At 44.4% G+C, this 13,091-nt stretch carries 8 protein-coding genes; 4 read left to right on the plus strand and 4 right to left on the minus strand.

The annotated features are described in order from the left end of the window. Positions 1-17 precede the first annotated feature (17 nt). Positions 18-1,115 carry a tryptophan 2,3-dioxygenase family protein gene (locus tag ACUJFL_RS05650; protein WP_226749750.1) on the plus strand — a complete coding sequence of 366 codons (1,098 nt, stop codon included), beginning with the start codon at positions 18-20 and terminating at the stop codon, positions 1,113-1,115. On the opposite strand, the gene ACUJFL_RS05655 is transcribed toward ACUJFL_RS05650, so the two are convergent. The 4 genes from ACUJFL_RS05655 to dinG are packed head-to-tail and all read right to left on the minus strand — an operon-like array spanning position 1,086 to position 5,442. Then, positions 1,086-2,024, minus strand: coding sequence for a histone deacetylase family protein (locus tag ACUJFL_RS05655; protein WP_226749751.1), 939 nt, complete (start codon positions 2,022-2,024; stop codon positions 1,086-1,088). The two genes, ACUJFL_RS05650 and ACUJFL_RS05655, sit on opposite strands and share 30 nt — an antisense overlap. Beyond that, the gene (priC, locus tag ACUJFL_RS05660) at positions 2,021-2,590 is read right to left on the minus strand and encodes a primosomal replication protein PriC (protein ID WP_445428696.1); all 570 of its coding nucleotides are present in this window, start codon (positions 2,588-2,590) and stop codon (positions 2,021-2,023) included. Before priC ends, ACUJFL_RS05655 begins: the two co-directional genes overlap by 4 nt. Position 2,591: 1 nt before the next feature. After that, a complete protein-coding gene (locus tag ACUJFL_RS05665; protein ID WP_306176946.1) occupies positions 2,592-3,371 on the minus strand; it encodes a sulfite exporter TauE/SafE family protein in 780 nt (259 codons plus the stop codon). Between the two features lie 16 nt (positions 3,372-3,387). Continuing rightward, entirely contained in the window at positions 3,388-5,442 is a 2,055-nt protein-coding gene (gene dinG / locus ACUJFL_RS05670) for an ATP-dependent DNA helicase DinG (protein ID WP_445428697.1), read from the minus strand. Positions 5,443-5,715: 273 nt separating this feature from the next. Here dinG and ACUJFL_RS05675 point away from each other — a divergent pair, with 273 nt between their 5' ends. The 3 genes from ACUJFL_RS05675 (at position 5,716) to apt (ending at position 13,081) form a co-directional block, all read left to right on the plus strand. Beyond that, entirely contained in the window at positions 5,716-8,697 is a 2,982-nt protein-coding gene (locus ACUJFL_RS05675) for a TonB-dependent receptor domain-containing protein (protein WP_445428698.1), read from the plus strand. Between the two features lie 504 nt (positions 8,698-9,201). Further along, positions 9,202-12,186 carry a TonB-dependent receptor plug domain-containing protein gene (locus tag ACUJFL_RS05680; RefSeq protein WP_445428699.1) on the plus strand — a complete coding sequence of 995 codons (2,985 nt, stop codon included), beginning with the start codon at positions 9,202-9,204 and terminating at the stop codon, positions 12,184-12,186. 346 nt (positions 12,187-12,532) lie between these two features. Continuing rightward, a complete protein-coding gene (gene apt / locus ACUJFL_RS05685) occupies positions 12,533-13,081 on the plus strand; it encodes an adenine phosphoribosyltransferase (protein WP_226749757.1) in 549 nt (182 codons plus the stop codon). Positions 13,082-13,091: the final 10 nt, after the last annotated feature.

A 13,091-nucleotide genomic window follows, 5' to 3' on the forward strand; every position in this document is an offset into this window, starting at 1 on the left:
AAGTGGTTATTAAGCGTATGCAAAAAAATACAACAGCATGTTACTACGGCGATTACTTGCAACTCGACAAGCTTTTAACCGCCCAAGCCCCGGAAAGTAAGCGCTATGGCGCTGAAGCCCATGATGAAACCTTATTCATTATAGTACATCAGGTATATGAACTGTGGTTTAAACAAATTTTGCATGAGCTAGGTGCTGTTATGGCGGTGTTCGCTGAAGCTGAAGTCAAAGATGAACAATTGACCGGTATGGTGCATAAATTAAAGCGTATTATCAGTATTCAACAACTGCTTAATCAGCAAATTGCAGTCATCGAAACGATGACACCGCAAGACTTTATGGCGTTTCGCGATTACTTAGTGCCGGCCTCCGGTTTTCAGAGCATTCAATTTAAAATGCTCGAAATTGGTTTGGGTTTAAAAAGCGAATTTCGCATCGATTTTGATAAAAACTCATTTTATAGCCGGTTAAATGACGCCGATCGTGAGTTTTTACAAAACTTAGAGCAGGCGCCAAGTTTGTTTGAACGCATTGAAAAGTGGTTAGAGCGCATGCCGTTCTTACAATTTGAAGACTTTAGTTTTTGGCAAATGTACCAACAAGCAACCGAGCAGATGTTGCAAAATGATCAGAGTATCGTTTCGCAAATTGAGCAGATATCGGATACCGAGCGTGATCTTCAGTTGCAAGAAATTGCCCGTACGCGTGAAAAATTTTCGGCCTTACTCGATCCGGAGAAATATCAGCAATTACAACAGCAAGGTAGTTTTCGGTTAAGTCAAAAAGCCATGCTATCGGCCTTGTTTATCAACTTGTATCAAGAAGAACCGCTGTTCAATTTACCGTTTCAGTTATTAACTTGTTTAACAGAGATTGATGAGCAACTGACGATCTGGCGTTACAAGCATGCCATGATGGTACAACGGATGTTGGGCAGTAAAATTGGCACCGGTGGCTCGTCAGGGCATGATTATTTAAAGCGCACTACTGAGAAGAATCGTATCTTCACCGATTTATTCACTATGGCAACTTTTTTACTGCCAAAGTCAGCTTTACCGGCCTTACCCACGCCGATCAAACGGCAGTTAGGTTTTTATTTCGCGCCCCAAGCTTGAGCCAAATACGTTGAACGCCGCTTTAAATAACTGCAGATGCACCGCAGTGAGTGCGGCGAGATCGCGTTGATAGCCTCCGCCAATGACTGCCGCGACCGGGATATGTTTGGCGCGGCAGCTTTCGAGAACTAACTGATCGCGCTGGGCGATAGTGGCCGTGCTGATCGATAATAAACCTAAATCATCATTTTTATGCACATCCACGCCTGCGTCGTACAAAACCAGTTCAGGGCGATACCACGTTAATAAACTGTCTAAGCTTTGCTGCACGGTTTCTAAATACTCGTGTTCGCTACAGTTCGTTGCTACGCCAATATCCCAATCAGAGTGCTGTTTGCGTGCCGGAAAGTTTTTCTCACAATGAATGGAAGCAGTGATAATCTCTGGCTCATTGGCTAACAGCAGCGCGGTACCATCGCCTTGATGCACATCCAGATCAAAAATTAAGACCGGGCCCACACCCCGTTGTTTCAATGTTTTCGCGGTGAAAGCCAAATCATTAAACAAGCAAAAGCCACTGCCAAAATCATGAAAAGCGTGATGATAACCTCCGCTTAGATGCACGGCTAAGCCTTGCGCTAACGCTAATTCTGCGGTGTGTAAAGTGCCACCTATCGATTGCAATGAGCGTGAAATTAGTTGTTCAGACCACGGAAAACCAATACGGCGCATGGCTTTGGCATCCAGCGTGCCGCTGCATAAGGCTTCAACATAGTGACTTGCATGTATACAACTGAGATCGGCCGGTAGGGCAGCTGGCGCTTCGGTAAAATGTGCAGCAGGTACACCGATAGCGAGCAGTGCTTGTTGCAAAGCGCGATACTTACCAATTGGGTAACGATGGCGTTCGGGTAAAGCCAATTCGCTGTAACAAGGATGATAAATTAGCGGCGGTAGCGCTTGGCTCATCGGTTTTTTCCTGACTCCAGTTTTTGAATGGCTAACTCAACCTCATAAATCGCTTTTCGACAGCGACCCAAGCGACCATGTAGGGTCAAAGTGCGGTTGGTTGCTTCTGCATCACTTTCCCGCTCGGCTTGTCGCACCATGTCTAATAAGCGGCTTTCATATTGTTGGTATTCACTTAGCTGCTGATATAACTGCTGACCTGTGACCGCAAGCTGTTGCACCGCCGCTTTACTACGAGAAGCCGCGACATGCTGATGTTGTTGGCGCACTTGATTGAGCCGGAATGCCTGGGTTAACGCCGAAATTTGTTCATTTAAGCGTTCAGTAATCCGTTGTTTGGCTATGGTAGATAAATGATCAGCCTGTTGTTGCAGTCGGTTTAGATTACGCACGCTATCCTGCACATAATCTGCCAGATCCGGTGAATGACAACTAAACAAGGCCGAATCGAACCAGTGCACCGGCTTACCGGGTTTTCTTTGCCGATCAAGTTGTTGCGCCCAGCTTAATAATTGCTGCAATTGTGCTTGTAAATGACGCAGTTGCTCCGAGGTTAAGCTGTTCATCTTAAGCACTCCAAGCCTGCCACGCTAAACGTGCCGCAATGGCAATGACCACACTGATAAATACGGGCCGGATAAATTTACTACCGAAACGAATGGCAGAGTGCGCACCTAACCATGCGCCGCACATCAAGCAAAAACCCATGGCTAAACCGAGGGTAAAATGTACATGGCCCAGCACAATAAAAGCGGCCAATGAAAACCCATTACTGACAAAATTCATGGTTCTGGCGACACCACTGGTCAGTAGTAAGTTAATTTTATACATTGCCATGGTCGATACCATCCAAAAAGCGCCAGTACCCGGGCCGGCTACGCCATCATAAAAGCCCAATGTGAGCCCCTGCAGACGTTGTTGCCAAAACAATTTTTTACTTTGTGTTGGTAATGTCATCCGATCATCGGGCTGCATGCGATTAAATAGGGTATAGATCGCAGCAAAAAGAATGAGGATGGGTAACAGTTTTTCTAGCAATACGGTACTTAATTGATCGACGACCAAGGTACCGATTAATGCGCCCAGGGCGGTAAAAATCAGGCTGGTGCGCCAATAACGCGGGTTAAATAGACGCTTTCGATAATAAGTTAGCGAAGCGGTAAAAGAACCAAAGGTCGCGGCCAGTTTATTGGTACCTAACACCACATGCGGTGGCAAGCCCGCGGTAAGCAAAGCCGGTACTGTTAATAAACCACCACCGCCGGCGATAGCATCAATATAACCGGCAATAAAGGCCACACTGCAGAGTAATAGCAGCAGTTCTGTCGTAAGAACCAGCTCGGGCATAACGGTTGAGATCCTGTCAGTATTCTATATTTCGTCGAAATGGCGGAAGTGCATCAAGCATGGCTTTACCATAAGTTTTACTTACCAGTCGGCGATCTAAAATAACGATACGCCCTTCATCTTGCTCTTGGCGCAGCAGTCTACCACAAGACTGCACCAGTTTTTTCGCCGCAGCCGGAATACTTAATTGTAAAAAAGCATTACCGCCTCGGGCGGTGATGGCTTCACTCAAGGCCTCTTCCAGCGGTGAAGTGGGCACGGCAAAGGGAAGTTTAGTGATCACTAAATTGGTAAGCAGTTTACCAGGTAAATCTAACCCTTCCGAAAAGCTTTGTGTTCCAAATAATATGCTGGCGTTATCGCCATTAACCCGATCAGCATGTAATTGCAGCAAAGCTTGTCGCGAAGCCTCGCCTTGTACCAGTAGCGTAAAGCCTTGTTTGCGAAGCTCCGTGGCCACTTCTTGCATTTGCCAATAAGACGCAAATAACACCAACGATCCGGCAGGGGTATTGAGATAATGCGGTAATAGGCGCACCAATTCAGCGGTAAAAGCGCTGTCAGTAGGTTCACAGCGTGTTTTGGGTAGCAGTATTTCAGCTTGTTGTTGATAAGCAAAAGGTGAATCGACTTGTAAACATTGCAAGCCAGTATGGGCATTTAACCCTAATTCCTTTTTGGCATAATCGAACGAGTTTAAGGCGGTCAGTGTGGCAGAGCAAAGGATCACTGCAAAGGCTTGGCTAAATAATAGCTGTTCTAATTGTAAGCCGGCAGCCAAGGGGCTGGCGTGCATAAATAAAAGATCGGTATCAGCACGCCGCTGTAACCAACGCGCTTGCCAAGCGGGTTCTTCTTGCGCTTGTTGTAATAATTGCCACAGGGCTTGCTGTTGTTCAAAGCGTTGGCGCGCATAAGCCAGCTCTTGTAATAACGTGTACCACAGCTTAGGGATCTTAATGTTTTCCGAAAGCTTTTGCTGTAGCTCGGTTAACAACTTATCGCACAGGTTAGTGGCTTTTTGCCCCGCTTGTGCCAAAACCTCAGCTTGTTGCTGCCACAATTTGGGTAAAGCCGCGTGTTTAAAACGATATTCGGTTTGCTGTTTACTGCTAAACCAACTGGGTAGAAATTCTTGCACACTGCGCTGAATCGGTTTAAGCGCGACATTAAAATCACTCACCGCATCGTCTAAGCGCATGCAATCGCGCAATGCGGTATCGGGTAAAACGGCTTGAAGTTGCGTAAGCGTCTTCCGAAATTTCTCTAACCAAGGGCCATTTTCCGTTAATTGTGCGCTGGCGCTCAGTAGCTCTCTGCCACAGCTTGCGAGATGATGTGCTTCATCAATCACATAAAGGGTTTCTGCCGGTTCGGGCAATACCGCGCCACCGTTTAATAAATCTGATAACAGTAAACTGTGATTGACCACTAGCACTTGTGCATTGCTGATTTCAGCACGGGCTAAGTGAAAAGGGCAGTGTAAATGTCGACGCTGTGTTTTACTGCAGTAGTGCGCATCGGCTTGTAAGCTATACCAGAGCTCGTCAGTTACAGGCTCGGGTAACGTATCGCGGTCGCCCAGCCAGTTACGTTGTTGCCAAGCGTCTAATAAACGCTGTAATAACGCTTGTTGATGGGCATCAGGTGCATCCTGACTAAACAGCGTGGGTTGTTGTATTTGTTGTTGTAAACGTTCAATACAGGCATACCGCTGGCGCCCTTTCACCAAGCTGTAATCAAACTCTAAGCCGCTGTGTTGCCGAAAAAAAGGTAGGTCTTTATTAATAAGCTGCTCTTGCAGTGCCACTGTTGCCGTCGCAATCACCACTATTTTCTTTTGACTTAAGGCATAAGGTAGGGTGCCAAGCAAATAGGCTAAAGATTTGCCGGTACCGGTACCCGCCTCAATTAAACCGATGCGATCGTGTCTATCGTACTTGCCTGCAACGATATTCGCTATTTCCGCGATCAATTTATTCTGCGTGGGCCGAGGCTGGTAGTTAGGCAATTGTTGTTTTAATTGTTGATGTATTTGCCTAATCTGTTGTTTTGTACCGTTATTTAGCATCTTAAAATCTTCTTAGTTTTTACATTTGCTCGTCAAAAGTTACTTTTGCATCAGTATGTATCTGATTTGTATAGTAAAGGTATTTAATGCTTTTCGCGGTTAAAAAATACAAATGTTGAACAACTTTGTTTGGTTGACATGATTGACCAGCCCGATTGTTATGTTTATTATCAAGACGTGGAATAATAATTCCAACGATTTCTTGAACTTTTTCAAAAGTCAGGATAAAGCTTATACACAGAATCACACCCAATGTGATCCAGGGAGAACACCATGTTTACCACTAATAAAATTTCGGGCTCAGTGCGTCTTGCTTTGTTCTTGAGTGCGTCATCAGTTGCTATGTATTCTGGTGCTGCATTCGCTCAACAAGAAACACCAGCAGCAGAAGAAAAAGTTGAACGTATTTCTGTAACGGGTAGCCGTATCAGAAGTGCAAACGCAATGTCTACCAGCCCAATCAACACTATTGATGCTGTAGAAATTGAAAAACAACAACAACCTGAAATTGAACGCGTACTACGTGTATTACCTGGCGCAGTCCCAGGTGACAACAGTAACGTGAACAACGGTACAGGCGGCGCAGCCACTATCAGTTTACGTGGCTTAGGTTCAAACCGTAACCTTATTTTGGTTGATGGCAAGCGCGTTGTGCCATTCAACACTGCAGGTAGCGTAGATACCTCTACTATCCCTACTGCACTAATCGACCGTGTAGAAGTGGTTACTGGTGGTGCTTCAGCCGTTTACGGTTCTGATGCAATCTCTGGTGCAATCAACTTCATCATGAAAAAGAATTTTGAAGGTGTGCAGTTAGATGCAGGCCATTCAAGAACGGCTGAAGCCGATGCCTTTACAGACAACATTGCTTTAACCATCGGTGGCAACTTTGACGATGATAAAGGTAACGCCGTTGTTTCTTTCAGTTACTATGACCGTGACCCATTATTATTAGGTCAACGTACTTTAGGTAATTATGGTATTTCTACTGCGTCTGGCGGTAACTTATCTAACTTCCAACAAGGTGTTGCACCTATTCCACCAACACAGCCATTATGTGGCCAAAACGCGCCAAACGTAGTAGCACCAGGTGGTGGTAGCGGTACAACAATCCCAACACGCGTAGGTATTGTTGGCGCCACAGGCACCAGCGGTCAATTCCGTGATGACGGTTCTCTAGTGATTGGCCCAACATGTTCGGCCTTTAACTTCAACCCGTATAACTATTATCAAACACCTTCTAAGCGTTTTAGCGGTACTGCTATTGCGCATTGGGACATCAATGATGATACAACTGTATACGGCTCATTCAACTTTACAAATACTAACGTATTACAACAAGTTGCTCCATCGGGTATTTTCGGTAATACCTTTATGGTACCAGTTGCTAACCCATTTTTCTCTGATCAAGCTCGTAGCGCTTTAGTAACTGCAGCGAATAACAGCATCAGCCAGTTAAACGGTCCTGGTTTAACGACATGGATTGATGGCAACAATAACGGTGTAGTTGATACCCCAGACTCATTGTTACTTTCTATCTTCCGTCGTACAGTGGAGCTTGGCCCCCGTTCAACTGAGTTCAATACTGATCAGTTCCAGTTAATCGGTGGTGTAAAAGGCTTTATCAATGACTCATGGGCATACGATGTGTCTTTACAACACGGTGAAACTAACCGTGTAAATACCAACGCCGGTTATACTAACGTTGCCAACATTGCTAACGCATTAAACGCTTCAAGCACCACTACCTGTAACACCGGTGGCGCTGGTTGTGTGCCAATTAACCTGTTTGGTGGTTTTGGTACTATTACGCCAGAAATGGCAGCTTATGCTTCAGCAACGGCTTTCTCTACAACGGCTTATCAACAACGTGTTGTTTCTGCAGTAATCGATGGTCCAATTGATGCTGTGGTTTCTCCATTTGCTGATACACCTTTAGCCATGAGCTTTGGTTATGAATACCGCGAAGAATCTGCTTTCTTCAACCCAGATGAGTGTTTGAAACTTGCACCAACTAGCTGTTTAGGTGGCGCAGGCGGTAACTCATTACCGGTTGGTGGTTCGTTCAAAGTGAATGAATTATACGGTGAAGGTAAATTAGCACTAGTTGAAGGCAAAGAACTGGTTGACCTGCTTGAGTTAGAGTTCGGTTACCGTCACTCTCACTTCGACACTGTTGGCGCAACAGGCAGCTGGAAACTAGGTTTAGCTTACCGTCCAACTGACGAGTTGTTAGTTCGTGTTATGAAGCAAAAAGCAACGCGTGCACCTAACGTAGGTGAGTTGTATGCGCCATTAACCACTAACTTAGATAACGCTGATTTAGACCCATGTTCATTATCTAACCCGAATATCAGTGCGACGTTACGTGCTCTGTGTATTTCAACAGGCCAAACTGCAGCACAAGTTGGTCAGGTTAATGATATCGTTTCTGGTCAGATCAACATTCTTTCAGGTTCTAACCCTGATAGTTTACCAAACGAAGAAACCGCCAATACTACTACAGTAGGTTTTGTTTGGAGCCCAGAGTTTGACTCTGTCAAACGTGCAATGTTCTCTGTCGATTACTATGACATCAACATTGATGGTTACATCGGTGAAAACACTGCTCAAGAAATCTTAGATGGCTGTTATGAGCTTGGTAATGCTGCACAGTGTGCGCAAATCACTCGTATCGGTGGTTCATTAAACATTCCTGGTGCAGGTGTTGAAGCCTATACCACCAACCTGTCTTATATCAAAACTCGCGGTGTTGAAGCGGCTTTCAACTTCGGTTTTGATTTAGGTGATATGGGTATGTTGGATTTCGCGGGTAACATCAACAAGTATCTTGAAGTGAAGAGCTTAAGCTCACCAGTATCGTCAGTGATTGATTGTAATGGTTTCTACGGTACTAACTGTAACCCACAGCACGAAATTAAAGCGACACAACGTACTACTTGGAACATGAATGACCTGTCAGTATCACTGTTATGGCGTTACTTAGGTTCAATCGAGCGTGAAACTGCGCAACAAGCTGCTACTTTTGAAGCCTTCCGTCAAATTGGTTCATTCAGCTACTTCGACTTAGCCACAAGCTATGTCGCTTCTGAAAACCTGACTATCCGTTTCGGTGTAGACAACTTATTCGACCGTGACGCACCAGTCGTTGGTGGTGAAGCTGGTAGTACTTCAGTGAACAACGGTAACACTTTCCCAGGTTACTATGACATGTTAGGCCGTACTTACCGTTTTGGTATCTCTCTGAAATATTAATATTGCGTAAGTTATTCGGTTAATAAAAACCTCTGACAATGGTCAGAGGTTTTTTTTTGCAGCAATTAAAAAAGTATCATGTTTATTTAGCAAGTAACGGCAGTGGGTACTTGTTAAGCAATCTGCAAGGTTGACTATGAGTTAACTGAAGAATGATTTTTATTTTTTTTTCATAAACATTCGCTAAATCTTTCTAATTAATTTAAAAGCAAAAATGCTCTTAAAATACAAAAATGTAAATTAAATGATATTGGAGTGTTTGTTTTTATTTTATTTTTGTGTGCTGTATTGTATTGTTAACACATTAAAAGAAATAGTGTCAAAAAGTTCAATTTTTGCGACTAATAACATGCTTTTAATCTTGACCTGAATTTTTTTGCTGCATATTATCGGGCAGTGTTGTACCGAGATTGTATTCGGGCGATTCTCAGCAGACACACATTAAGATGTGACTGACTACTAAAAACAACGAGATACTCTGAAGAGTCATCCAGGGAGTTTAATATGTTCACCAATAACAAGCTAAGCAAAGCAGTTCGGCTAGCGATGGTTTTCGGTGCTGCAACAACATTGGCATTTGCCGGTTCTGTTTCAGCGCAAGAGACTGAAGAAGACGAAACAGCAAAAAAAGATGAAAAAACTGAACGCATTCAGGTTGTCGGCTCGCGCATCCGCACTGATGGTTTAGACAGCGCTTCTCCTATCACTATTATCAGCACTGAATTAGCAAAAGACCAAGGTTTAAGTACTTTGGGCGAATTACTTCGTACCTCGACTGTTGCTGCTGGCTCAAGCCAATTAATCTCAGCATTATCTGTTGGTTTCGTCACTGCCGGTGGTGCGGGTAACGAATCAATTTCTATGCGTGGTTTAGGTGCTAACCGCACATTAGTATTATTAAACGGTCGTCGTGCTGGCCCTGCGGGTACTCGCGGTCAAGTTGCTGCTTTCGATTTAAACTCAATTCCTTTATCTGCGGTAGAGCGTATTGAAGTATTAAAAGATGGTGCGTCTTCTTTATACGGTTCTGATGCAGTAGCCGGTGTTATCAACATCATCACCAAAAAAGGCGATGGTTCTAACGTTACTGTTAACCTTGACCAGCCATTTGAATCTGGCGGTGAAAATTATCGTTTAAATGCAACTTACGGCAAAACCTTTGACCGTGGTTCATTCCGCGTTGTAGCTGACTATAACTTGCAAACTGAGTTAGCGCGTGGCGATCGTGATTTCTTCGATTGTAACCAGCGTTTATTCTACAGCCAAGCTAACCCAGGTGAGCGTACTGATCCTATCGATCCACGTACCGGTGATTACCACTGTAGTGCTTCGCAATACGGTGTATGGATTTTCAACTATGCTCCAGGTGCCTCAAACTTCCGTACTGGCGTAAAAGCTCAATATGACTACGACGGTTTTTTCGCGGCGGCTAACCGTCCAACCTTTAACAGTTTAATTACTTCACCTGGTCCTAATAACATTTCTGTGCCAAACGGTTGGTACCCAGTTTCTTACGATAAAGAAACAGATGGCTGGGCTGATGCTGATCACCCATTCCAAAACGCACAATCTATGATCCCAGAAAGCGAAGTGGCTTCTGTGTTCATGATGGGTGATTATGATTTAACTGATAATATTTCAGCCTACTCTGAGTTAATTTACAGTCAACGTAAGACTGAAGTGAACAGCTTCCGTCAGTTCTGGACCGCGCAATTAGGTGGCAGACGTTATATTCGTGGTGGTACAGTTGATGGATGGGGTGGTGATGCTGTAGGTTTCATGCCTGTTGCGATGACTGACCACTCTGGCGGTGAAACGACTATTGATTACAGTCGTTACGTATTAGGCTTAGAAGGCTCATTAGGTGATTGGTCTTGGGATGTGTCATTCCAAAACAGTTACAACAAAGGTACATACAACAACAAAGTTATTCTATTTGATGCGATGGATATGGCTCAAAATGCTGTATACGGTGGCCCATGTGCCGGTGCAGTATCACCTGTCTCAGGTAAGGCCTGTACACCAGTAGATTGGTTAAGCCCAGATCACATCAATGGTAATCAATCTCAAGCCGTTAAAGACTTCTTATTTGATATTGACTATGGTGTAACAACTTATCGTCAATCAACTATCGACGGTTATATCACCGGTGATTTATTTGAATTACCAGCCGGTATGATCAGTACTGCGGTAGGTGCATCATTTCAACAAGATGCGTTAAATGACGTGCCAGGTGAAGCTACTTTAGCAGGCAACTTGTGGGGTTCTACGGGTGCCGGTATCACTGCTGGTTCTGCCAACACTCGTGCAGTGTACAGTGAAGTGTTTGTGCCAGTTTTACGTGATATGTTCTTAGCGGAAAGTTTGGATATCACCGCTTCTGGTCGTTGGACTGATGTTTCTACTTACGGTTCTGATTCAACGTTTAAAGTATCTGCTAACTGGGTTATCGGTAACGGATTCCAGGTTCGTGCTTCTCGCGGCTCTTCATTCCGTGCTCCAGCCTTGTTTGAATTGTTCTTAGAAGGCCAAACGGGCTTCTTGAACCAAACAGGTAACGATCCATGTTTAAACTGGGCGGGTCGTTTAGCTGAAGGTACTTTAGATCAGCGCGTGGCAGCTAACTGTGAAGCGGATGGCGTACCTGCAACTTATGTTAATCCAGGTAGCTCTATGACCTCGATTACCGGTGGTGGCGCAGGTGTATTAGAAGCAGAAACTTCTATCTCTCAAGGCATCGGTATTGTTTGGAAGAGCCCGGAAGACAAATTTGGTTTCTCAGCAGATTACTACGATGTTGTGATCAGCAGCCAAGTGTCTAACATTGGTGGTGGTACAGTTTTAGGCTTATGCTACCGTTCAGAAAACTTTCCGAATGAGCCGTTCTGTGACCAGTTTACGCGTCGTGATGGTTCTGCAGCAGGCGACTTTGGTATTGACACCGTACGTGGTGGTTATGTCAACGTAGCACAACAAAAAGTCCGTGGTACTGACTTCTTGTTTACTTACCAAGATGATTTTGATTTTGGTTCATTACGTATTCGTTTAGATCACACGGTTCAGTTTGAGCGTTCATTCAAGCAGTTCCCTGACAGTACACCTTCGCAATATGTTGGTGACGTAGGTGATCCGAAGCACGTAGGTACGTTAAGCACCACATTAAATCGTGACGGCTGGCGTTACACTTGGAACATGCGTTATGTTTCAGGTACTGACGATTACAAATACTTCGCGAATGGTAACCAGACGACTTACCGTGGTCAGGCTTCAACGTTTATCGCTGAAACACCCACTTACATCCTACACTCTGCTTCAGTACAAAGAGATATCTATGGTGTAGATGTGACCTTCGGTATTGCAAACTTGTTTGATAAAGCACCGCCACAAGGTTCTCCAGCTGGCGTACGGACAGCGGGTAACTCTGTCCTGTACTCTCAGTATGAGTTCATTGGCCGTCGTGCATTCTTGAACATGTCTTACGATTTCTAATTGGCGCTAGCGAATTAGTGATAGTTTGAATAAAGCCCCGTTTTACGGGGCTTTTCTTTTGTGATAATTCAAGCCTAATGCTTTTCAAATAGGCATAAATTCATTACCATAAGCACCAGTTTTGATTTGAATCAATTTTTGCGCGGTAGAAATAAATGGCTGACGAAAACTTTAAAGACTCTTTGAATGCAAAACAGATACTGATATTTGTAATTGTTTTTGTAAGTTTGCTGTGTTTAGTACCCATTTTACGCTGGGTACAGTTATTGGGTTAATGCAGTTTTGCATTTGCCAGATAGCCGCCACTCGGGCGGCTTTTTTATCGGTTTAATACAAGGGTAAAGCAATGGATTATCAAGCATTAGCAGCAGAATTGAAGCGCGTGATCAAAACGGTAGAAAACTACCCGAAACCTGGTATTACTTTTCGGGATGTTACCAGCTTAATGCAAGATGGCCCCAGTTTTAAAAAAGTGATTGATGCTTTTGCGGCGCATTATCAGCAGCAAGGTATTACTAAGATTATTGGTACCGAATCTCGTGGTTTTATTTTTGGGGCGCCTTTGGCTTATGCGTTGGGTATTTCGTTCGTGCCTGTGCGTAAACCAGGCAAATTACCTCGCGAACGCATCTCGCAGGCATACACCTTAGAATACGGCCAAGATGCACTGGAATTACATGCTGACGCGATAGCTGCAGGGGATAAAGTGTTATTGGTTGATGATTTGCTAGCCACTGGCGGTACTATCGATGCTACCGTGCAATTAGTGCGGCGTTTAGGCGGTCAAGTTGAAGATGCGGCCTTTGTTATCGCTTTACCTGAATTAGGGGGCGTGGCAAGACTTGAAGCCTTAGGCTTGAAACTTTGCAGTTTGGTTGAGTATCAAGGCGAATAAGTTTAGGCTA

The organism is Alishewanella sp. HL-SH05, assembly GCF_052655985.1.